Source organism: Motilibacter deserti (assembly GCF_011250635.1).
Taxonomy (GTDB): Bacteria; Actinomycetota; Actinomycetes; order Motilibacterales; family Motilibacteraceae; genus Motilibacter_A; species Motilibacter_A deserti.
In genome coordinates this window covers 250,593-271,695 of record NZ_JAANNP010000002.1, presented here as the reverse complement: position 1 = coordinate 271,695, position 21,103 = coordinate 250,593, and the positions used below count along the sequence as shown (strand labels likewise).

Sequence of the window (21,103 nt, the reverse complement as noted above, 5' to 3'; positions counted from 1 at the left end):
GCCGACCCAGCGCCGATCCCGGCGGATCGGTCAGAACCGCTCGATGCTCAGGGTCGAGACCGGGGCGAGGTCGACATCGGCCCCTGCGTGGACGTAGTCCCACGACGCGAGCGCGATCATCGCCGCGTTGTCGGTCGACCACTTGAGCGGAGGCAGGCTGAGGCGCACGCCCAGCCCCGCGCACAGCTGCTCGGCCCGCTCGCGCAGCTGCGGGCTCGCGGAGACGCCGCCGACGACGACGAGCGACTCCGACGGGTACGCCCGGAGCGCGGACCCGGCCTTCGCCAGCAGCACGTCCATGCAGGCCTCGACGAAGGAGGCAGCGACGTCCTCGGGCTTCGCGTCGGGCTCGGCCTCGAGCAGCCGGCGGACGGCCGTCTTGAGCCCGGAGAAGGAGAAGTCGAAGCCCTGCGTGAGCATCGGGCGCGGGAGCGGGTAGCGCGGGGTCCCGGTCTTGGCGAGCCGGTCGATGACGGGGCCGCCGGGGTAGCCGAGGCCGAGCATGCGCGCGACCTTGTCGTAGGCCTCGCCCACGGAGTCGTCACGGGTCGAGCCGATCTGCTCGATGCGCTCGGGGGACTCCATCCGGGCCAGGAAGGTGTGGCCGCCGGACACGAGCAGGATCATCGCGGGGTAGGCCACCCGGCGCTCGTTGAGGTCCGCGCTGCGCAGGTGGCCGCGCAAGTGGTTGACCCCGCGCACCTGCAGGCCCCAGCCGTCGGCGAGCCCGCGCGCGGTGTCGACGCCCACCATCAGCGAGCCGATGAGCCCCGGCCCGCGCGTGACGCCGATCGAGTGTAGGTCGGCGGGGCGGATGCCGGCGTCCTCGATCGCCATCCGGATGGCGGGGATGACCTTGTCGATGTGGGCCCGGCTGGCCAGCTCGGGGAACACGCCGCCGTAGCGGTTGTGGATCTCCGCCTGCGAGACGATGACCGACGAGAGCACCGTGCCGTCCTCGGCGACAACGGCGGCAGCCGTGTCGTCGCAGGAGGACTCGATGCCGAGAATCAGCTCACGCGCCATGGAGGATCCTTTCCACCGTCTCCGGCGCAGCGGCGCCGACGCGCTCGACGACGGGCGGGACGGGCCGGCAATTTATCAACGTGGACGGCGTCGAGGAGAGCTGGCCGCCGTCGAGGACGAGGTCCGGCGGCTCGAGCAGCGAGGCCAGGATCGCCTCGAGGTTCTCCGCCGTCGGCTCGCCGCTGCGGTTCGCGCTGGTGACCAGCAGGGGCCCGGTCCGGCGCAGCAGCCCGCGCAGCAGGTCGTGCGCCGGGATCCGCACGGCGACCTCGACCCGCCCGGCGAGCCACTCGGGGCGCTCGTCGCCGGGGCCGAACCCGAACGCGATCGTCAGCGGGCCGGGGACGAGCTCGGAGGACAGCAGCCGCTGCGCCGCGTCGTTGACGTCCACACCGAGCGCCGGGACCGCGCCGACGTCTCCGACCATGACGGGCAGGTTCTTCGACCCCGGGCGCCCCTTCATCGCGAAGACGCGGTCGACCGCCTCGGGGGCCAGCGGCGACACCGCGAGGCCGTAGACCGTGTCGGTCGGAACGAGCGCGACGCCGCCGCCGAGGACGACGTCGGCCGCCTCGCCCATGCGGTCCTGGGTGATGACGGTCGCCATGTGGGCTCCTCCCGTGGCGGGGCAGGTCAGGCGGGCTGGGCGAAGAGCGCGGACTCCTCGGTGACCGGCGCGACCGGTGCCGTCGCGAGCTGCAGCCGTCCCGCGTCGAGCATCGCAGCCAGGCCGTCGGACGACGCCGCGTCGACGCCGGAGTCGTGCAGCGCGAGGCCGGCCAGCCCGCCGAGGGCGTAGCGCCGGTTGGCGCCCGCGACCACGACCTCGGGGAGGCCGGCGAGGCGCTCGGCGGCCTCCTCCACCGGCCCGAACCAGAACGAGGGCGCGCCCTGCGCTCCGAAGAGGCCGAGGTAGCTGATCGAGCTCTGCGCGCCGCGGGCCGGGTGGGCGACGAGCACGGGACGGCCGGCCGCCTCGCCCTCGGCGAGGAAGGCCAGCACCTCGAGCGTCGAGGCGTAGTGCACCGGGGCCCCGGTCGCGAAGGACAGCCCGTTGACGTAGGACAGCCCCGCGCGTACCGAGGTGAGGTTGCCCGGGCCGCTGTTGACGGCGATCGCCTCGACGTCGGAGACCGGGCAGTCGGCGGCCGCGAGGACCCGGCGGACCAGTCCCGCGATGCCGTCGAAGTCCGCGTCGAAGCGGCTCGTCCGGTCGCTCGAGCGCTCGCCGCCGCGGGTCAGCGTGACCGAGTAGGTCGAGCGCGAGGTCTCGACGGCGAGCGAGGCCGCGCTCGGGCTCGCGGACGTCGACGCGCTCATCCGGTCACCCGCAGCTCGCTGCCCGGCAGCGCCGCGAGGCCGTCCAGCAGGGCGGCCCAGCGGGGCGAGCCCCCGGAGAGCGTGAACACGCGGGCCTCCTCCGAGTCGGGCACGAGCGCCACCTCGACGAGCAGGTGGCCCGGGTAGTCCTCGGCCACCAGGTCGCCCCATTCGACGACCGTGACGCTGCGCTCGGCGTAGTCCACGAGCCCCAGGTCGCGGAACTCCGCGACGCTGTCGAGCCGGTAGGCGTCGACGTGCAGCACCGTGAGGCCGGGGCACTCGTAGAAGTTGGCGAGGGTGAAGGTCGGGCTCGTGACCGGGCCTTCGTAGCCGAGGGCCGCCGACAGGTCCTGCACGAAGGCCGTCTTGCCCGAGCCCAGGGTGCCGCGCAGCAGCAGGACGTCACCTGCGCGCAGCTCCGGGGCGAGGCGGGCCGCGAGCTCGGTGGTGCCCGCGCGGCCCGCCACCGCGTACGTCAGCTCGTGCACCCCAGCTCCTGAAGCCGTCTTCCGTCGTTTGCCCGCCGCCGGGGCGGCACAAAGTCTATCGCCGGGGCTGCGGGCCGCCCCGGAGCCTGCGCCCGAAGGCTCACACCGCCGTGCCGATGTGGGGCACGACCTCCTGCAGCAGCTCCATCGACAGCGCCCCCTCGCGGAGCACGCGCGGCACGACGCCGGTGACGTCGACGATGGTCGACGGGACCGCCTGCTCGCTGGCCCCGGCGTCGAGGATCACCGCGACGGACTCGCCGAGCTGCTCGCGCGCCTCCTCGGCGGTACGCGGCGCCGGGAAGCCGGCCCGGTTGGCCGCCGTGACGGCCATCGGCCCCACGACGGTGAGCAGCTCGATGGCGACGGGGTGCAGCGGCATCCGGACCTGGACGGTGCCGTTCGCCTCGCCGAGGTCCCACTGCAGCGACGGCTGGGCCGTGCACAGCAGCGTCAGCGGCCCGGGCCAGAACGCGGACACCAGGTCGCGCGCGACCGGGCGCAGGCCGTAGGCAAGCCCGTCGAGCGCCTTGGGGCCGGAGACGAGGACCGGCAGGGGCATGTCCCGCCCGCGCCCCTTGGCCTCCCGCAGCCGGGCCACCCCGTCGAGGGAGAAGGCGTCGCAGCCGACGCCGTAGACGGTGTCGGTCGGGAGCACCACGAGGTCGCCGCGCTTGGCGGCCGCCGCTGCGGCGTCCAGCCCGCGCTTGCGCATGAAGACGTCGTCGGTGTGGAAGCGACGGCTCACCGCCGGCTCCCCTCGACGCGACGGGCTCGAACGTAGCGGGGTCGGTGCGCGAGGTCTGGCAGGTCGGTCACGTCGCGCCATGCTGCCGTAGCCAGCAGCGCGGCGGGCGCCGACTCCCCCTGGCTGTCCGCGTGCTCGATCACGAGGAGGCCGCCGGGGCGCAGCAGCCGGCGGGCCGTACGCTCCACGGCGCGCAGCGCGTCGAGCCCGTCCTCCCCGCCTCCGTAGAGCGCGAGCTCGGGGTCGTGGTCGCGGACCTCGGGGTCCACCGGCACCGCGTCCGGCGGGATGTAGGGCGGGTTGCTGACCACGACGTCCACCTGCCCGTCGAGGTCGTCGAAGGCGTCGCCCAGGTCGCCGAGGCGCAGCTCCACCCCCGTGCCCTCGAGGTTGCGGGCCGCCCAGGCGTGCGCGTCGACGTCCTTCTCGACGGCCAGCACGCGCGCGCCGCGGGCCTCGGTGGCCACGGAGGCTGCGATCGCGCCGGACCCGGTCCCCAGGTCCACGACGGTCGGCGCACGGCCGGCTGCGAGCAGCCGGAGCGCCTCGTCGACCGCCTCCCCCGCCACGATCTCGGTCTCCGGCCGTGGCACGAAGACCCCCGGCCCCACCGAGAGCTCGAGGTGGCGGAACCACGCCCGCCCGGTCAGGTGCTGCAGCGGGACGCGCGCGGCCCGCTCCTCCACGAGTGCGGAGTACGCCGCCGCCCCCGGAACCTCGTCGCCGGCTCCCAGCGTGAGCAGCTGCGTGCGGCTGAGCCCGCTGGCGTGCGCGAGCAGCGCCTCGGCGTCGTGGCGAGCGGAGGCGACGCCCGCGTCGGCGAGCCGCTGGGCGCCGACGCGGAGCAGCTCCTGCGCGGGGTTGCCGGACGCGGTCACGCGCCGGCCGCCGCCAGCTTGGCGTTGGTGTCGGCGTCGACGAGCGCCTGGACGACGCCGTCGAGGTCGCCGTCGAGCACCGCGTCGAGGTTGTGCGCCTTGTAGCCGACCCGGTGGTCGGAGATGCGGTTCTCCGGGAAGTTGTAGGTGCGCACGCGCTCGGAGCGGTCGACCGTGCGCACCTGGCTCTTGCGCTCGGCGGAGGCGGCGGCGTCGGCCTCCTCCTTGGCCTTCTCCAGGAGCCGGGCGCGCAGGATGCGCAGCGCCTGCTCCTTGTTCTGCAGCTGGGACTTCTCGTTCTGGCAGCTGGCGACGACGCCGGTCGGCACGTGGGTGATGCGCACTGCGGAGTCGGTCGTGTTGACGCTCTGCCCGCCGGGGCCGGACGAGCGGTAGACGTCGATGCGCAGGTCGTTCATGTCGATCGCGACGTCGACGTCCTCGGCCTCCGGCAGCACGAGCACACCGGCCGCGGAGGTGTGGATGCGGCCCTGGGACTCGGTCACGGGGACGCGCTGGACGCGGTGGACGCCCGCCTCGTACTTCAGCCGCGCCCACACCCCGGCGCCCGGCTCGACCTGGCCGCGCGCCTTCACGGCGACCTTGACGTCCTTGAAGCCGCCGAGGTCGCTCTCCTCGGAGTCGATGACGTCGGCCTTCCAGCCCTGCCGCTCGGCGTAGCGCAGGTACATCCGCAGCAGGTCGCCGGCGAAGAGCGCCGACTCCTGCCCGCCCTCGCCCGCCTTGATCTCCAGGATCACGTCGCGGTCGTCGTCGGGGTCGCGCGGCAGCAGCAGGTGGCGCAGCCGCTCCTCGGTCTCGGCGCGCCGCTGCTCCAGCTCGACCGCCTCCTGTGCGAAGGCGGGGTCCTCCCCCGCGAGCTCGCGCGCGGTGGCCAGGTCGTCCTCGACGCCGGACAGCTGCCGGACGGCCTCGACGATCGGGCTGAGCTCGGCGTAGCGCCGCCCGAGCCGCCGCGCCTCCGCCTGGTCGGCGTGCACGGCAGGGTCGGCGAGCCGCTTCTCGAGCTCGGCGTGCTCGAAGACGAGCGCGTCGAGCGAGGCCGGGGTGGCGGGGTCGCTCACGGGAGGCTCCTCCTCGGGGGTGCTGACGTCCCGGGCCAGCGTGGCACTCGCCCGGACATGCGAACGGCGCCGGCCGGACGGGCTGCTGCCCGCCGGACCGGCGCCGTGGAGTCGCTACTTGGTGGGAGCCTGCGCGCCCTTGCCGCTCTTGCCGAAGCGCTGCTCGAAGCGGGCCACGCGGCCGCCGGTGTCGAGGATGCGCTGCTTGCCGGTGTAGAACGGGTGGCAGGCCGAGCACGTGTCGGCGTTGATGACGCCGTTCGCCGCCGTGCTGCGCGTCTGGAACGTGTTGCCGCAGGTGCAGGTCACGGTCGTGACGTTGTACTGCGGGTGGATCTCGGGCTTCATGCCGAACCGCCTCTCGGGTCTGGGGGTCGCCGGGTCGGCTGGTGTGCCCGGCGCTCTCGTCGCGCCGCCTCGCCGTGGACCGGAACCGTCAGGCACAGTGTGCCAGACGCATCAACGCGGGGCCCCGGGCTGCGATTCCCGCCGGTCAGCCCCGCTGGTCGGGCCGGCCGTCGTCCTCGGTACGCCGCGGCCGCCCGCGGCGCGGTACCGGGCGTACGTCCCCCGGCAGCCGCCCCGCCTCGGCGAGGGCGCGCCGCAGCAGCAGCTCGATCTGCGCGTTGACGCTGCGCAACTCGTCCCCGGCCCAGCGCACCAGCGCCTCGTGAACGCCGGGGTCGAGCCGCAGGAGCACGCTGTGGCGCCCCTTGCCCCGCTGCGGGGGCGGCGCGCCCTGCTCGTCCGCGCTCTGGTCGCCGGACACGTCAGGAGTAGAGCGTGCCCGTGTTCACCACGGGGGTCGCCCGGCTGTCGCCGCAGAGGACGACGAGCAGGTTCGACACCATCGCCGCCTTGCGCTCGTCGTCGAGCTCGACGATCGCCTCGTCCGCGAGCTTGTCCAGCGCCATCCGGACCATTCCGACCGCACCGTCGACGATCCGCTCGCGGGCCGCCACGATGGCCCCGGCCTGCTGGCGCTGCAGCATGGCCTGCGCGACCTCCTGGGCGTACGCGAGATGGCTGATGCGCACCTCGACGATCTCGACGCCGGCGACCGCGACCCGCTCGGCCACCTCGACGGCGAGCTCGCCGGCCACCTCGTCGGTCGACCCGCGCAGCGACGTCGCGCCAGGGTCGCCGCTGTCGTACGGGTGCGTGGTCGCCACGTGACGCAGCGCCGCCTCGGCCTGGATCTCCACGAACGCCGTGTAGTCCTCGACCGCGAACGTCGCCTTCGCGGTGTCCGCGACCTGCCACACGACGATCGCCGCGATGTCGACCGGGTTGCCGTCGGCGTCGTTGACCTTGAGGTGGCTGGTCTCGAAGTTGCGCACCCGGACGCTCATGCCCCGCCGGCTGGTGAGCGGAGGGAGCCAGACCAGGCCGGTGCGGCGCGCGGTGCCGACGTAGCGGCCGAAGAACTGAACGACGTTGGTGCGCCCGGGGGCGACGACGGTCAGCGAGCCGAGGACGACGAGCACCAGCAGCACGCACACCCCCGCGATCACGGCGGCGGGGACGACGTTCGCCGGCGTCTGCTCCTCGAAGCCGACGACCCGCACGACCTGCCACGCGGCCAGCGCTACCAGGGCCAGCACGCCGAGCACGGCCCAGAGCCCGTTCGCCTGCCAGGCGGTGTGCTCGTCGATCTCGACCCGGGTGCCGGCGTGGCCGACCGGACGGTCCTGCGGCGGCGCGTCGACCGGCGGGACGCTGCCCTGGCCGGCCGGTGCGGGAGTGGTGGCGGTCATCGGCTACCCCCTCGGTGTGCGGTGATGTGCGATAGCAAAGTGATATCACTTTTTGCCGCCGAGCGCACCTCCCCGAGGCATCGGCCCGGGCGCGAGCGCCAACGACCTCGGCGGCGTGGCGGTCACCTTCGCGGCGGCCTGGCACCGCGGAGGTGACCTCCGGACCGCGAGAGGGCCTCGGGGTACGTGGTGGCGGGACGCAGAACGGCCGGGCACCCCGTGAGGGGGTGCCCGGCCGTCCCGGATCCGGCCTCGCGGCCGCGCGCGTCAGTCGTGGTCGGCGCCCGGCGTGGTCTTCTGGATCTGCAGCAGGAACTCGGCGTTGCTCTTGGTCTCGCGCAGCTTGCCGATGACGAGCTCGAGCGCCTGCTGCTGCTCGAGCGCCGACAGCACCCGGCGCAGCTTCCAGACGATCTGCAGCTCGGAGCGGTCCATGAGGATCTCCTCACGGCGGGTGCCGGAGGCGTCCACGTCGACGGCCGGGAAGAGCCGCTTGTCCGCGAGCTTGCGGTCGAGCTTGAGCTCCATGTTCCCGGTGCCCTTGAACTCCTCGAAGATGACCTCGTCCATGCGGGACCCGGTCTCCACGAGCGCTGTCGCGAGAATGGTCAGCGAGCCGCCGTTCTCGATGTTGCGGGCAGCACCGAAGAAGCGCTTCGGCGGGTAGAGCGCCGCCGAGTCGACACCGCCGGAGAGGATGCGCCCGCTCGCCGGAGCGGCGAGGTTGTAGGCACGTCCGAGGCGGGTGATCGAGTCGAGCAGCACGACGACGTCGTGGCCCATCTCCACCAGGCGCTTGGCCCGCTCGATCGCGAGCTCGGCGACCGTGGTGTGGTCGTCGGCCGGGCGGTCGAAGGTCGAGGCGATGACCTCGCCCTTGACCGAGCGCTGCATGTCGGTGACCTCTTCGGGGCGCTCGTCGACGAGCACGACCATGAGGTGGACCTCGGGGTTGTTCACCGCGATGGCGTTGGCGATCGCCTGCAGGACCATCGTCTTGCCGGCCTTCGGCGGGGACACGATGAGCCCGCGCTGGCCCTTCCCGATGGGGGCCACGAGATCGATGATCCGCGTGGTGAAGACGCTCGGGTCGGTCTCCAGCCGCAGCCGCTCCTGCGGGTAGAGCGGCGTCAGCTTGTTGAACTCGACGCGCGCACGCGCCTTCTCCGGGTCCCCGCCGTTGACGGAGTCGACCCGGACCAGGGCGTTGAACTTCTCCCGGCGCGCTTCGCCGTCGCGCTGCTGGCGGACCGCGCCGGTGACGGCGTCGCCCTTGCGCAGGCCGTGCCGCCGCACCTGGGCGAGCGAGACGTAGACGTCGTTCGGCCCGGGGAGGTATCCGCTGGTGCGCAGGAAGGCGTAGTTGTCGAGGATGTCGACGACACCGGCGACGGGCACCAGGACGTCGTCGTCGCCGACCTCCGGCTCGCCCGGCGCGTCGAGCAGCTGACCGTCACGGCCGCGTCGGCGCCCGGCGCGGTCGCGGTAGCGGCCGCGCCGACGCCGGCCACGCCCGCCGTCGAGGTCGTCGTCGTCCTCGGTCGCCGGGCCACGGTCGTTGCGGTCGCCACGGTCGTTGCGGTCGCCACGGTCACCGCGCTCCTGGCGGTCGGCGCGCTCGCCGCGGTCCTGCCGCTCGCCGCGGTCCTGCCGCTCGCCACGGTCCTGCCGCTCGCCACGGTCCTGGCGGTCGCCGCGCTCCTGCCGCTCGCCACGGTCCTGGCGGTCGCCGCGCTCGCCGCGGTCCTGCCGCTCGCCGCGCTCGCCGCGGTCGCCGCGCTCCTGGCGGTCCCCGCGCTCCTGACGGTCTCCGCGCTCGCCGCGGTCCTGCCGGTCCCCACGGTCCTGCCGGTCCCCACGGTCCTGACGGTCCCCGCGCTCCTGACGGTCTCCGCGCTCGCCGCGGTCCTGCCGGTCGCCGCGCTCCTGGCGGTCCCCGCGCTCGCCACGGTCCTGGCGGTCCCCGCGCTCCTGACGGTCGCGCCGGTCACCCCGCGGCTCGCGCTCGGGCGCGCTCTCGGTGTCGGGCGTGGAAGGCTCCGGCGTCGCAGCGCGCGCGGTCTCGGCCGGGCGCTCCTCGGTCGGGCGCTCCTCGGTCGGGCGCTCCTCGGTCGACGGGGCAGCCGTACGCGCGAGCTCCGTGGCCTCGGCCGGAGCAGTTGCGGCGGCACCGTTCTGCAGGTCGAGCGCGGGCTGCTCGGTCGGGCGCTCGGCACGCGTACGCCGGGTCCGGGCCGGGCGGGTGGCGGCCGGCGCATCGGCGGCGGGGGCCTGCGCGGCAGCGGCGCCGTTGGACGGCGCGGCGTCGGCCGCGGCGGCGCCGTTCGTGCCGCCCGCCTGGCGGGCCTGGATCGCCTCGATCAGCGCGGGCTTGCGCATCCGGGCGGTCCCGCCGATGCCCAGCTCGGCCGCGAGCGACTGGAGCTCGGGGAGCACCATGCCGGCCAGGCCGGGAGCACGGCGGCGGCCGCGCGAGGGGGACTGCGCGGGTACGTCTGCGTCGGCACCGGATGCTGGCGCGGAGTCGGCCGGGGCCTGTGCTCCGCGCGGCTCCTCGGCACGCCCGCCATCGGGCGCGGTGAGGAGGTCGATGGTGTCGCTCACGAAGGGTCCTTCCCTTGACGAGCTCGGCCGGGAGATGCGTCCCTGCCCCTGTCGGGGAGGGTCCCGGTCAGCGACCCCGGGGCTACCGGGGTGTTCCCGCCGGGATCGGCGGGCTGAATGGGGGGTGAACCGTCGCCTCGGCGACGGGTCGAAGGGCTCGCGCCTCCCGCGTACCGAGAAGCGACCAGCAGCCCGGGGGCGGCACGGGCATGCAGCACGCTTGGGGGTCGATGTGTCGCGAGCGCCACATCGCAGCGGGAGCCGTCGAGACGGTCGAACGCACCGGAAGCCCGAAGGTCGGTCGGCGCACAACGACTATAACGCGGAAGTGCCGCGCGATCTGCCCGACACGAGGATACCTGGCGCGGCGGGCTGACGCCCAGCCCCCGAGCCGAGCGTGGTGCGGGAGCGGCACGTCGACGGGGACGACGCGCGTCATCCGTCGGCCCACGAGCTGACGGGGTGGCGAGCGGTCGTCCTGCGTCAGCCGGCGGGGCGCCGGACGCCGGCGCGCTCTATCGTCAGCGGCAGGGCGCGGAAGCCCGGCTCCCCCGCCGCAGCGAGCGCCTCGGCGTCAGCGGCCGGGACAAGTGCCAGCACCGTCGGGCCGGCACCCGAGATAACGGCCGGCACGCCGTCCGCCCGCAGCCGGGCCACGAGGGCCGCGCTGCGCGGCATGGCCGGCTCGCGGTAGCCCTGGTGCAGCCGGTCCTCCGTCGCCGGAAGCAGCAGCGAGGGGTCGGCGGTCAGCGCGTGGACCAGGAGCGCGGCGCGGCCGGCGTTGCGCGCCGCGTCGGCGTGCGGGACCGTCGCCGGGAGCAGCCGGCGGGCGTGCTCGGTCGCGACCGGCTCGGCGGGGACGTAGGCCACGGCGGCGAGGCCGGCGGCCGGCTCGAGGCGTACGGCGCGCGCCCCGGCGTCCTCCTGCCACGCGATCGTGAAGCCGCCCAGCAGGCAGGGCGCCACGTTGTCGGGGTGGCCCTCGAGGCGGGCGGCGACGTCGAGCGCCGCGGCGTCGTCCAGCCGCCGCTCCCCGTCCGTGACCAGCGCACGCGCGCCGAGCACTCCGGCGACGATCGCGGCGGACGACGAGCCCAGCCCGCGGCCGTGCGGGATCCGGTTGTGGCAGGCCAGCGCGACGCCGGGCATGCGCACGCCCATCGCGTCGAACGCCGCGGCCATGGCGCGCACCACGAGGTGTCGCTCGTCCCGGGGGACGTCGTCCACGCCCTCCCCCTCGACCTCGACCTGGACGCCGGACTGCGCCGCCTGGAACGTGAGGTCGTCGAACAGGCCGACGGCGAGGCCGAACGCGTCGAACCCGGCGCCGAGGTTGGCGCTCGTCGCGGGCACTTGCAGCCGCACGGGGCCGTCCACGAGTGCCGCGCCCCCCAGGTCAGGGGCATCGACGTCGACCGGGCCGAGGCCGCCGCCATCGGCGGGGGAGCCTGCCACCGCCGGTCAGGCGAGCCCGAGCGCGGCAGCGGCGGCGCCGGCGTCGACGGGGACCGCGACCGGCTGCACGCCCTCGGGCATGGCCCACTGCGGGTCCTTGAGGCCGTGGCCGGTGACCGTGCAGACGATGCGCTGGCCGGGGTCGACCTCGCCGCGCTCCGTCCGCGCGAGCAGCCCGGCGACGCCCGCCGCCGACGCCGGCTCGACGAAGACGCCCTCGCGGTCGGCGAGCAGCCGCTGTGCGGCGAGGATCTGCTGGTCGGTCACCGCCTCCACGACGCCGTCGGACTCGTCGCGCGCGGCGACCGCGAGCGCCCACGAGGCCGGGTTGCCGATGCGGATGGCCGTCGCGATGGTCTCGGGGTTGGGCACCGGCTGGCCCGAGACGAGCGGAGCGGCGCCCGCCGCCTGGAAGCCCCACATGCGCGGCCGCCGGGTGGCGTTGCCCGCGGCGTGGTCCTCGGTGTAGCCGATCCAGTAGGCCGACACGTTGCCGGCGTTGCCCACGGGCAGGCAGTGCACGTCGGGCGCGTCGCCGAGGGCGGCGACCACCTCGAACGCGGCGGTCTTCTGCCCCTGCAGGCGGACCGGGTTGACCGAGTTCACCAGGGCCACCGGGAAGCGCTCGGACAGCTCGCGGGCGAGGACGAGGCACTCGTCGAACCCGCCGTCGGTGACCTGCAGGATCGTCGCGCCGTGGATCACGGCCTGCGCCAGCTTGCCGGTGGCGATCTTGCCCTGCGGCACGAGGACCGCGCTGCGCACGCCGGCCCGGGCCGCGTACGCCGCGGCCGAGGCGCTGGTGTTGCCCGTCGAGGCGCAGATGACCGCCTTGGCCCCCTCACCGATAGCGACGCTCATGGCCACGGTCATGCCGCGGTCCTTGAACGAGCCGGTCGGGTTGGCGCCCTCGACCTTGAGATAGACGTCGCAGCCTGTGCGGGCGGACAGCTCACCGGCGGGCACGAGCGGGGTGTTGCCCTCGAGGAGGGTGACGACCGGGGTGTCGGCGGTGACGGGCAGGCGGTCGCGGAACTCCTCCACGACACCCCGCCACGGGGCGGTGCGCGGGCTCACGCGGGCCTCCAGGTGCGTGGGATGCGGGTACAGCGTAGGCGAATTTTGCGGGCTGGCCCGCTGTTTTCGGCGTCGCCGCTCACGATGTGAGACGACGTTTCCGGAGCGTGGACCTCAGACGCCCTCGACGCGCATCACGCTGCTGACGTCGCGCACGATCTCGAGCGCGCGCAGCTCCTCGACCGTGGCGGCGAGGTCGGCATCGCGTGCCGTGTGCGTCACGAGGACGAGCACCGCGTCGTCCGCGTGGCCCTCCTGGCGCACCGTCTGGATCGACACGCCGTGCCGGGCGAATGCCGTGGCGACCGCGGCGAGGACGCCGGGGCGGTCGTCGACGTCGAGGCTGACGTGGTAGCGCGTGAGCGTGTCGCCCATCGGGCGCACGGGCAGGTCGGCGTACGAGGACTCCCCCGGCCCGAGCCCGCCCCCGGTGCGGTGGCGGGCGACCGCCACGAGGTCGCCGAGCACCGCGCTCGCGGTGGGCGCGCCTCCGGCACCGCGGCCGTAGAACATCAGCTGGCCGGCGGCGGCGGACTGGACGAAGACGGCGTTGAACGCGTCGCGCACGCTGGCGAGCGGGTGCTCGCGCGGGATCATGGCGGGGTGGACGCGGACGGCCACGGCGCCGTCGACGAGCTCGGCGATCGCGAGCAGCTTGACCACGTGCCCCATCGCCTTGGCGCTCGCGACGTCCGCGGCGGTGACCTCCGTGATGCCCTCGCGGTGCACGGCCCCCAGCGGGACGCGGGTGTGGAAGGCGAGCGAGGCGAGGATCGCGGCCTTCGCGGCGGCGTCGAAGCCCTCGACGTCGGCGGTCGGGTCGGCCTCCGCATAGCCGAGCGCCGTTGCCTCGTCCAGCGCCTCCGCGAAGCCGGCGCCGGTCTCGTCCATGCTCGAAAGGATGAAGTTCGTCGTGCCATTCACGATTCCCAAAACACGCTGCACCTGATCGCCGACGAGAGACTCGCGCAGCGGGCGCAGGATCGGGATGGCACCGGCCACGGCGGCCTCGTAGTAGAGGTCCACGCCGTGCTCCTGAGCGGCCGCGAAGAGCGTCGCGCCGTCCTCGGCGAGCAGTGCCTTGTTGGCGCTGACGACCGACGCGCCGTTCTTCATCGCCGCGAGGATGAGCGACCGCGCGGGCTCGATGCCGCCGATGACCTCGACGACGAGGTCGATGTCGTCCCGGCTGACGAGGCCGGTGGCATCGGTGGTGAAGAGGTCGGGGTCGACGGGCAGGCCGGGACGCTCGCGCTTGCGGCGCACGGCGATGCCGGCGAGCTCGAGCGGCCGCCCGACGCGGGCGGCCAGGTCGTCGCCGTTCTCGACGATCAGTCGCGCGACCTCGCTGCCGACGACCCCGCAGCCCAGCAGCGCCACGCGCAGCGGCTTGTCCACCTCAGGCCCCCTCTTCCACGTCGAGCCCGGTGTCGAGGCGCAGCAGGTCCTGCTCGGTCTCGCGCCGGAGCAGCACCCGGGCCGCCCCGTCACGCACGGCCACGACCGGCGGCCGGGGGACGTGGTTGTAGTTGCTGGCCATCGACCGGCAGTAGGCGCCCGTGCCGGGCACGGCGACGAGGTCGCCCGGCGCCACGTCGGCGGGCAGGAACTCGTCCTTGACCACGACGTCGCCGCTCTCGCAGTGCTTGCCGACCACCCGCGAGAGCACCGGCCCGGCGTCCGAGCGGCGCGACGCCAGCGTCGCGGAGTAGCTCGCGTCGTAGAGCGCGGTGCGGATGTTGTCGCTCATGCCGCCGTCGACGGCGACGTAGGTGCGGCGGCGGCCGCCGTCGAGCGCGACGTCCTTGACCGTGCCGACCTCGTAGAGGGTGAACGTCGTCGGCCCCGCGATGGCGCGGCCCGGCTCGATCGACACGTGCGGGACGTCCATGCCCAGCGCGGCGCACTCACGCTCGACGATGGCGCGCATGCTCTCGGCGAGCACCCTGGGCGGCTGCGGGTCGTCCTGGGTGGTGTAGGCGATGCCGAAGCCGCCGCCGAGGTCCACCTCGGGCAGCTCGATGCCGTGCTCGCCGCGCAGCCGGTGGAGCATGCCGAGCAGCCGGCGCGTGGCGATCTCGAAGCCGGCCGTGTCGAAGATCTGCGAGCCGATGTGGCTGTGCAGGCCGACGAGCTCGAGCGAGGGCGCCGCGAGGATGCGGCGTACGGCCTCGTCGGCCGCACCGCCGGCGAGCGAGAGCCCGAACTTCTGGTCCTCGTGCGCGGTCGCGATGAACTCGTGGGTGTGCGCCTCGACCCCGACGGTGACCCGCACGATCACGCGTTGCCGGATGCCGCGCTCGGCCGCGACCCGCGCCACGCGCTCGATCTCGTCGTAGGAGTCCACGACGATGCGCGCGACGTTGGCGTCCATCGCCCGGCCCAGCTCCGCCGCCGAGCGGTTGTTGCCGTGGAAGACGAGCCGCTCGCCGGGCACCCCGGCCGCGAGGGCCACGGCGAGCTCGCCGCCGGTGCTCACGTCGACGCTGAGCCCCTCCTCGAGCACCCAGCGGGCGACGGCGACGGAGAAGAACGCCTTGGCCGCGTAGTAGACCGTCGCCGGCGCGAACGCTTCACGGAAGGCACGCGCCCGGTTCCTGAAATCTGCTTCGTCCAGGATGTAGGCCGGCGTCCCGAACTCCTGCGCCAGCTCGCGGACGTCGAGGCCGGCCACGCGCAGCGCCCCGTCCTCGGCGCGCGCCACGTGCTCGGACCAGAGGACCGGCACGAGCGCGTTGACGTCGTCGGGCACCCGCAGCCAGGCGGGGCCGTGGTCCCCGGCCTGCCCGTGGAGGGCGCCGGCCTCGTGTGCGCGCATGGCTACATCCGCTCCGGAGCGTTGACGCCCAGCAGCGCCAGGCCGTTGGCGAGCACGACGCGCGTGGCCTCGCAGAGCCAGAGCCGGGCGCGGTTGAGGTCGGTTGGCTCCTCGTCGCCCATCGGCAGCACGCGGCACGCGTCGTAGAACCGGTGGTAGGTGCCGGCGAGCGCCTCGAGATAGCGCGCCACGCGGTGCGCCTCGCGCAGCTCCGCCGAGGTGGCGACGACCCGCGGGAACTCGCCGAGGGCCCCGAGCAGGTCCGCCTCGCGCTCGTGCGACAGCAGCGACGGGTCGAAGCTCTCGGCGTCGCCCCGCTCGATCCCCAGGTCGCGCGCGTTGCGCAGCACGCCGCTGATGCGGGCGTGCGCGTACTGCACGTAGAACACCGGGTTGTCGTTGGCCTGCTTGGTCAGCAGGTCGATGTCCAGGACGAGCGTCGAGTCGGTCGACGAGCGCGCGAGCGCGTAGCGGACCGCGTCGACCCCGGCCAGGTCGACCACGTCCTCGAGGGTGACCACGTTGCCGGCGCGCTTGGAGAGCTTGAGCTCCTCCCCACCCTGCACGACCTTGACGAACTGCCCGATGAGCACCTCGACCGTCGTCTCCGGGTCGTCGCCGGCGCAGGCCGCGATGGCGCGCAGCCGGTTGACGTAGCCGTGGTGGTCCGCGCCGAGCATGTAGACCAGCCGGTCGAAGCCGCGGCCGCGCTTGTCCAGGTAGTAGGCGCAGTCGGCGGCGAAGTAGGTCATGCTGCCGTCGCTCTTGACCAGGACGCGGTCCTTGTCGTCGCCGAAGTCCGTCGTGCGCAGGAAGACCGCGCCCTCGGAGTCGTAGACGTGGCCCTGCTCGCGCAGCGTCGCGATCGCCTTCTCGACGCCGCCGCCCGCGTGCAGCGTGCGCTCGGAGAACCAGACGTCGAAGTGCGTGCGGAACGACTCGAGCGTGCGCTGCTGCTCGGCGAGCTGGGCCTTGTAGCCCTCCTCGCGGAACGCGGCGCTCTGCTCGTCCTCGGGCAGCTCGAGGATGTCGGGCCGGGCGGCCAGCACCTCGCGCGCGAGGTCGTTGACGTACGCCCCGAGGTAGCCGCCCTCGGGCGGCTCCTCCCCCAGCGCCCGGGCCCTGATGGAGGCGCCGAACTTGTCCATCTGGGCGCCGGCGTCGTTGACGTAGAACTCGCGCGTGACCGCCGCCCCGGAGGCGTCGAGCAGGCGGCCCAGGCAGTCGCCGACCGCCGCCCAGCGCACGTGCCCGAGGTGCAGCGGCCCGGTCGGGTTGGCCGAGACGAACTCGAGGTTGACGCGCTGCCCGGCGAGGGAGTCGTTGCGGCCGTACTCCGCGCCGGCCTCGACGATGCGGCGCGCGGCCACGCCGGCCGCGGCGGCTTCCAGGCGTACGTTGAGGAAGCCCGGCCCGGCGATGTCGACCTCGGCAATGCCCGGCGTCGGCCGCAGCCGGGCGGCGATCAGCTCGGCGACCTGGCGCGGCGGGCGCCCGGCGGGCTTGGCGAGCTGCAGCGCGATGTTGGTCGCGTAGTCGCCGTGCTCCTTCTGCTTCGGGCGCTCCACGGCCACGGCGGCGGGAGGCGTCACCGACAGCTCACCCGCGTCGACGGCCTCGCGTACGGCGCGGAGGACGGCATCGGCGAGATCGGAGGGAGTCACCCGTCGAGCCTACCGGGCTGGCCACCCCGGTCCTGCGCCGTCGTCCCGCGCTCACCCGCTCGCCGCCGGCCCGGTCGGCCGGGCGCAGGCGACGGCGGCGGGTGCTCTCAGGCCGGGCTGTCCGGGACCGGGCTCCTGCCCGTCTCGGCCAGCCCGCGTACGACCCGGACCAGCTCGTCGGGGTCGAACGGCTTGGTGACGTAGGCGTCGACGCCGGTCTCCGTGCCGCGCCGCAGGTCCGACGCCTGCGCCGACGCACTCACCATCGCGATGGGGATGTGGCGGGTCCGCGGGTCCGCCCGTAGCCGCTCCGCGGTCTTGAAGCCGTCGAGCCGCGGCATGACCACGTCGAGGGTGATCACGTCGGGGGCGGCGTCGACCACCTTCTCGAGGGCGTCGAGCCCGTCGACCGCGGTGACGACCTCGAACCCCTCGAGGGTGAGGTTCATGACGATGAGGTTCCGGATGTTGTCGGTGTCGTCGACGACGAGGACGCGCGCCACGCGGCCAGGCTAGCCGCGGCCGATGCCGCCCCGCGGGGCGATCGGGAACTGGCCCCGCGCCGGGGCGACCGCGCACCCGCCCGGCACGCTGGTATCGTTTGGCCCGCCCGAGCCCCCGTAGCTCAGGGGATAGAGCATCGGCCTCCGGAGCCGTGTGCGCAGGTTCGAATCCTGCCGGGGGCACCAGCAGGACCTCTCCCGGCGGCTCCGCGCCGGGGCGGCCACCGGGTGCGCGGCCCCTCAGCCCTCCCCCGCCACGGCCTCCAGCAACGCCCGCAGCCGCAGTGGCATCTCCTCCTGCAGCGAGATCGTCGTGCTCGTGCGCACCACCTCCGGCACGGTCAGGAACTCCCCCGTCAGCCGGTGCAGGTCGGCCGGGTCGCGGGCGACCACCTTGAGCAGCAGGTCGCTCTGCCCGGTCGTGGAGTGCATCTCGACTACCTCGGGGTACGCCCGCAGCGCGGCCGGGGCGCGCCGGCCCGTCGTCTGGCTCAGCTCGATCGAGACGAACGCCACCAGCCCGCGCCCGAGCGCCGCCGGGTCGACCCGGCGGCTGAACTCGCGCACCGCACCCGAGGCCGCCAGCCGCTGGAGCCGCGCCTGCAGCGTGTTGCGCGCGATGCCGAGGCGGCGGGCAAGGGCGAGGCTCGTCGCGTCAGGGTCGTCGTCGAGGGCGAGGAGGATCCGGGCGTCCAGCTGGTCCACCTGAGCAGAGTGACACACCTGATCCCGCTCAGCGCGGCAGAATGCTCAGCGCGTCGCACGCCTGTTGCTCGTCCTGCAGCACCGACACCATCCTGTAGCCCATGATCGTCGACTCGGTGGCCCGCCCGGCGCCGGAGGCCGCGCCCCCGCCGCGGCACTCCGCGGTCGAGGACCTCGTCAGCCTGGTGACCGGCGCCTTCCTGGCCTCGCTCGGCCTGTTCCTGATCGACACCGCCGGCGCGGTGACCGGGGGCACGGCCGGCGTCGGGCTGCTGCTGGGCCACGCGCTGCCGGTCCCGTTCGCCGCCGTCTACGTCGCCGTGAACTCGCCGTTCCTCCTCCTCGCCGGCCTGCGCAAGGGCTGGGGCTTCGCCGTCCGCTCCGTCGTCGCGACGGTGCTCGTCACCGCGTTCCTGCTGCTGCACCCGCACGCGATGTCGGTCTCCGCGCTGGAGCCGGTCTATGGCGCGCTGGTCGGCAACCTCTCCGCCGGCGTCGGGATGCTCATCCTCTTCCGTCACCGGGCCAGCCTCGGCGGCTTCAACGTCGTCGCGCTGCTCGCGCAGGAACGGCTCGGCTGGCGCGCCGGCTACGTGCAGCTGGCCCTGGACGCGTGCGTCCTCGCCCTGTCCGCGCTCGTGCTGCCGGCGGGCACCGTGCTCGTCTCGGTCGCCGGCGCCCTCGTCGTGAACCTCGTGCTCGCGATGAACCACCGGCCGGGGCGCTATCTCGGGGCGTGACGGCCCCCCCTCTCGGGAGGAACGAGCCCCCGTCACGCCTCGTGGGGGCAGGGCGTGCGCATCACCCGGATGGAGGCGCGCGTGCGCACATGCGAACACGCGTTCACACGTGCGCACTTCCTGCCTCCGGCGCTCAGCCGCGCGGGACGTACTCGTCCAGGAACGCGTTGCGGAACTTCCCTTCGGGGTCGAGCTCCGCGAGCAGGCCCACGAAGTCGGGCATCCGCTCGTAGAGGCCGCCCACCACCGATGCCGGGGTCTCGAAGACCTTGCCCCAGTGCGGGCGCGCGCGGAACGGCTCGAGCTGCTCCTCGACGGCGCGCACGACCGGGATGACCGAGGCCGTGTCCTTGATCCAGGTGAAGTGGAACGCGACGGCGTCCTGGCCGTACGACATGCTCATCCAGAGTTCGTCGGCGGCGATCGCGCGGATCTCACTGATCTGCAGCACGCCCGCGATCTGCTCCCGGATCGAGGAGAGCGCGTCGAACGCGGCGACGGCGTCCTGGCGCGACACGAAGTACTCGCTCTGCAGCTCCTCGCCGCTGCTCGGGGTGAACCCGCGCTTGAAGTGCGGCAGCCGCTCGTGCCACGGCCCCGGCACGCCGAGCTGCTCGGTGCAGTGGATCGACGACATCTCCGGCACGGGGTTGCGCGGGCCGTCGGCCAGCCGGGCGCCGAGCCACTCCGCGCCGCCGACCGCGGAGGCCGGCTCGTCGACGCGCTGCTTCAGCCACACCTGGCGCAGGTCGTCAGAGCGCCAGTCGGTGAACACGCTCACGCTGTACGCCGCCGACAGCACCTCCTCGAAGCGCTCGCGGAGCACGCCGGCCGTCAGCCCTTCGTAGACGTACTGCCGGACCGAGAACGTCGGCTGCAGGTCGAGCGTGACGCCCACCACGATGCCGACGGCGCCCAGGCCGACGACGGCGCCGGCGAGCCGGTCCGGGTCGCCCGCGCGGGTCAGGGTGACAAGGTCGCCGGTGGCGGTGACCAGCTCCAGGGCGGACACGGCGGTGGCGAGGCAGCCGTTGCCCACACCCGAGCCGTGCGTGCCCGTGGCGCACGCCCCTGCGACCGAGATGTGGGGCAGCGACCCGAGGTTGTGCAGCGCATAGCCCGCTGCCTCGAGCTCTCCGGTCAGGTCGGCGAAGCGGACGCCGCCGCGGACCACCGCGACCGGGCGCCCGCTCTCCCCCGACACCTCGACGCTGCGCGGCAGGGTCTCGACGGCGATCTGCAGCCCGTTCGTGTCGGCGATCCGGTTGAACGAGTGCCCAGAGCCGAGAGCCCGCACGCGCTCGGCGCCCGCGACGAGCCGCTGCAGCTCGGCCACGGAGGCGGGTGCGGCACAGCGCTCGGCACCGAAGGTGATGTTGCCGGCCCAGTTCATCGCCGATCGCGTCATGCCGCCCGTCGCCGCCCGTTCTCGAGTGCAGTGGTCCGCCCACGCTAACCGGGCTTCCGGGGTCCGGCCCGGCGGGCTCGGACCTGGGCGTGGGCCACTGCTGCAGAAATGGACCTGCAACAGGAGAGCCAATCGTGGCAGGGTCTGCCCGTGACCAGTGCCACCGACGTCGTCCGCCCGGCCGCCGGCCTTCCGCCCCTGCCCTCCCCGCTCGCCCAGCTGCGCGCCGGCCGGCTGGCCCGCCGGCTCGTGCAGCTGCAGGCGGGGCTCGTGCTCTACGGGTTCTCCATGGGGCTCATGATCCGGGCCGGGCTCGGGCTCGACCCGTGGGACGCGTTCCACCAGGGCGTCGCCGCCCGCACGTCGCTGTCGTTCGGCACCGTCGTCATCGTCACGGGCGTGCTCGTCCTGCTGCTCTGGATCCCACTGCGCCAGTGGCCCGGCGTCGGCACGGTGAGCAACGCGCTCGTCATCGGGGTGGCCGTCGACGCGACCCTCGCGGTCGTCGACACGCCCGGCCCGATGTGGGCACGGGTGGCCTTCCTCGTCTCCGGCGTCGTGCTGAACGCCGTCGCCGGGGCCGCCTACATCGGCGCCCAGCTCGGCCCGGGACCGCGTGACGGCCTGATGACCGGGCTCGTGCGGCGTACCGGGCGGTCGGTCCGGCTCGTGCGGACGTCGCTCGAGCTCACCGTGCTCGCGATCGGCTGGGCCCTCGGCGGCACGATCGGGGTCGGCACAGTGCTCTACGCCCTCGCGATCGGGCCGCTCGTCCAGGCCATGCTGCCGCGGTTCGAGGTGCGTACAGGCGGCTGAGGCCCCTG

At 74.3% G+C, this 21,103-nt stretch carries 21 protein-coding genes and 1 tRNA gene; 3 read left to right on the top strand and 19 right to left on the bottom strand.

Going from position 1 to position 21,103, the window contains the following annotated elements; translation table 11 throughout:
* Positions 1–30 precede the first annotated feature (30 nt).
* From tsaD to G9H71_RS06205, 17 genes are all read right to left on the bottom strand, one after another.
* Positions 31–1,026: a tRNA (adenosine(37)-N6)-threonylcarbamoyltransferase complex transferase subunit TsaD gene (gene tsaD, locus G9H71_RS06285; protein ID WP_166279705.1), complete on the bottom strand. Its 996-nt coding sequence runs from the start codon at positions 1,024–1,026 to the stop codon at positions 31–33.
* On the bottom strand, positions 1,016–1,633 hold the full coding sequence (locus tag G9H71_RS06280) for an L-threonylcarbamoyladenylate synthase (RefSeq protein WP_231134275.1): 618 nt from the start codon (positions 1,631–1,633) through the stop codon (positions 1,016–1,018). Before G9H71_RS06280 ends, tsaD begins: the two co-directional genes overlap by 11 nt.
* Before the next feature lie 26 nt (positions 1,634–1,659).
* The gene (tsaB, locus tag G9H71_RS06275; protein ID WP_166279702.1) at positions 1,660–2,346 is read right to left on the bottom strand and encodes a tRNA (adenosine(37)-N6)-threonylcarbamoyltransferase complex dimerization subunit type 1 TsaB; all 687 of its coding nucleotides are present in this window, start codon (positions 2,344–2,346) and stop codon (positions 1,660–1,662) included.
* Entirely contained in the window at positions 2,343–2,837 is a 495-nt protein-coding gene (tsaE, locus tag G9H71_RS06270; protein ID WP_331272789.1) for a tRNA (adenosine(37)-N6)-threonylcarbamoyltransferase complex ATPase subunit type 1 TsaE, read from the bottom strand. Before tsaE ends, tsaB begins: the two co-directional genes overlap by 4 nt.
* Positions 2,838–2,937: 100 nt before the next feature.
* The gene (locus G9H71_RS06265) at positions 2,938–3,585 is read right to left on the bottom strand and encodes an L-threonylcarbamoyladenylate synthase (RefSeq protein ID WP_166279699.1); all 648 of its coding nucleotides are present in this window, start codon (positions 3,583–3,585) and stop codon (positions 2,938–2,940) included.
* On the bottom strand, positions 3,582–4,463 hold the full coding sequence (prmC, locus tag G9H71_RS06260; RefSeq protein WP_331272788.1) for a peptide chain release factor N(5)-glutamine methyltransferase: 882 nt from the start codon (positions 4,461–4,463) through the stop codon (positions 3,582–3,584). The genes G9H71_RS06265 and prmC overlap by 4 nt, the downstream gene beginning before the upstream one ends.
* Positions 4,460–5,548, bottom strand: a complete 1,089-nt coding sequence (gene prfA, locus G9H71_RS06255; protein ID WP_166279696.1) for a peptide chain release factor 1 — start codon at positions 5,546–5,548, stop codon at positions 4,460–4,462. The genes prmC and prfA overlap by 4 nt, the downstream gene beginning before the upstream one ends.
* Positions 5,549–5,662: 114 nt before the next feature.
* Positions 5,663–5,896 carry a 50S ribosomal protein L31 gene (rpmE, locus tag G9H71_RS06250; RefSeq protein WP_166279693.1) on the bottom strand — a complete coding sequence of 78 codons (234 nt, stop codon included), beginning with the start codon at positions 5,894–5,896 and terminating at the stop codon, positions 5,663–5,665.
* Between the two features lie 145 nt (positions 5,897–6,041).
* Positions 6,042–6,317, bottom strand: a complete 276-nt coding sequence (locus tag G9H71_RS06245; RefSeq protein WP_231134274.1) for a hypothetical protein — start codon at positions 6,315–6,317, stop codon at positions 6,042–6,044.
* 1 nt (position 6,318) lies between these two features.
* On the bottom strand, positions 6,319–7,305 hold the full coding sequence (locus tag G9H71_RS06240; protein ID WP_166279690.1) for an SPFH domain-containing protein: 987 nt from the start codon (positions 7,303–7,305) through the stop codon (positions 6,319–6,321).
* A gap of 267 nt (positions 7,306–7,572) precedes the next feature.
* A complete protein-coding gene (gene rho, locus G9H71_RS06235) occupies positions 7,573–9,909 on the bottom strand; it encodes a transcription termination factor Rho (RefSeq protein ID WP_331272787.1) in 2,337 nt (778 codons plus the stop codon).
* 483 nt (positions 9,910–10,392) lie between these two features.
* A complete protein-coding gene (gene thrB, locus G9H71_RS06230) occupies positions 10,393–11,304 on the bottom strand; it encodes a homoserine kinase (RefSeq protein ID WP_166280535.1) in 912 nt (303 codons plus the stop codon).
* Between the two features lie 66 nt (positions 11,305–11,370).
* Entirely contained in the window at positions 11,371–12,441 is a 1,071-nt protein-coding gene (thrC, locus tag G9H71_RS06225; RefSeq protein WP_166279687.1) for a threonine synthase, read from the bottom strand.
* 114 nt (positions 12,442–12,555) lie between these two features.
* On the bottom strand, positions 12,556–13,839 hold the full coding sequence (locus G9H71_RS06220; protein ID WP_331272785.1) for a homoserine dehydrogenase: 1,284 nt from the start codon (positions 13,837–13,839) through the stop codon (positions 12,556–12,558).
* A 1-nt stretch (position 13,840) separates the two neighbouring features.
* On the bottom strand, positions 13,841–15,259 hold the full coding sequence (gene lysA, locus G9H71_RS06215; protein WP_166279684.1) for a diaminopimelate decarboxylase: 1,419 nt from the start codon (positions 15,257–15,259) through the stop codon (positions 13,841–13,843).
* A gap of 2 nt (positions 15,260–15,261) precedes the next feature.
* Complete coding sequence (argS, locus tag G9H71_RS06210; protein WP_166279681.1) at positions 15,262–16,923, bottom strand: arginine--tRNA ligase; 1,662 nt, start codon at positions 16,921–16,923, stop codon at positions 15,262–15,264.
* Positions 16,924–17,030: 107 nt separating this feature from the next.
* On the bottom strand, positions 17,031–17,426 hold the full coding sequence (locus G9H71_RS06205; RefSeq protein ID WP_166279679.1) for a response regulator transcription factor: 396 nt from the start codon (positions 17,424–17,426) through the stop codon (positions 17,031–17,033).
* Between the two features lie 111 nt (positions 17,427–17,537).
* Here G9H71_RS06205 and G9H71_RS06200 point away from each other — a divergent pair.
* Positions 17,538–17,612 (top strand) — tRNA-Arg (locus tag G9H71_RS06200).
* A gap of 54 nt (positions 17,613–17,666) precedes the next feature.
* Here the strand turns inward: G9H71_RS06200 and G9H71_RS06195 are convergent.
* The gene (locus G9H71_RS06195; protein ID WP_331272784.1) at positions 17,667–18,131 is read right to left on the bottom strand and encodes an Lrp/AsnC family transcriptional regulator; all 465 of its coding nucleotides are present in this window, start codon (positions 18,129–18,131) and stop codon (positions 17,667–17,669) included.
* A 101-nt stretch (positions 18,132–18,232) separates the two neighbouring features.
* Between G9H71_RS06195 and G9H71_RS06190 the strand changes: the two genes are divergently transcribed.
* Positions 18,233–18,871: a YitT family protein gene (locus G9H71_RS06190; RefSeq protein ID WP_166279676.1), complete on the top strand. Its 639-nt coding sequence runs from the start codon at positions 18,233–18,235 to the stop codon at positions 18,869–18,871.
* 133 nt (positions 18,872–19,004) lie between these two features.
* Here G9H71_RS06190 and G9H71_RS06185 read toward each other — a convergent pair whose 3' ends face one another.
* Positions 19,005–20,279: an FAD-binding protein gene (locus G9H71_RS06185; RefSeq protein ID WP_166279673.1), complete on the bottom strand. Its 1,275-nt coding sequence runs from the start codon at positions 20,277–20,279 to the stop codon at positions 19,005–19,007.
* A gap of 150 nt (positions 20,280–20,429) precedes the next feature.
* Here G9H71_RS06185 and yczE point away from each other — a divergent pair, with 150 nt between their 5' ends.
* A complete protein-coding gene (yczE, locus tag G9H71_RS06180) occupies positions 20,430–21,095 on the top strand; it encodes a membrane protein YczE (protein WP_166279670.1) in 666 nt (221 codons plus the stop codon).
* The last annotated feature ends 8 nt before the right edge of the window (positions 21,096–21,103 follow it).

Coding starts and splice junctions, on each gene's coding strand:
- tsaB (WP_166279702.1), bottom strand. CDS start 2,346: ATGAGCGCGTCGACGTCCGCGAGCCCGAGCGCGGCCTCGCTCGCCGTC.
- G9H71_RS06190 (WP_166279676.1), top strand. CDS start 18,233: ATGATCGTCGACTCGGTGGCCCGCCCGGCGCCGGAGGCCGCGCCCCCG.
- tsaD (WP_166279705.1), bottom strand. CDS start 1,026: ATGGCGCGTGAGCTGATTCTCGGCATCGAGTCCTCCTGCGACGACACG.
- G9H71_RS06280 (WP_231134275.1), bottom strand. CDS start 1,633: ATGGCGACCGTCATCACCCAGGACCGCATGGGCGAGGCGGCCGACGTC.
- G9H71_RS06240 (WP_166279690.1), bottom strand. CDS start 7,305: ATGACCGCCACCACTCCCGCACCGGCCGGCCAGGGCAGCGTCCCGCCG.
- lysA (WP_166279684.1), bottom strand. CDS start 15,259: ATGCGCGCACACGAGGCCGGCGCCCTCCACGGGCAGGCCGGGGACCAC.
- G9H71_RS06185 (WP_166279673.1), bottom strand. CDS start 20,279: ATGACGCGATCGGCGATGAACTGGGCCGGCAACATCACCTTCGGTGCC.
- rpmE (WP_166279693.1), bottom strand. CDS start 5,896: ATGAAGCCCGAGATCCACCCGCAGTACAACGTCACGACCGTGACCTGC.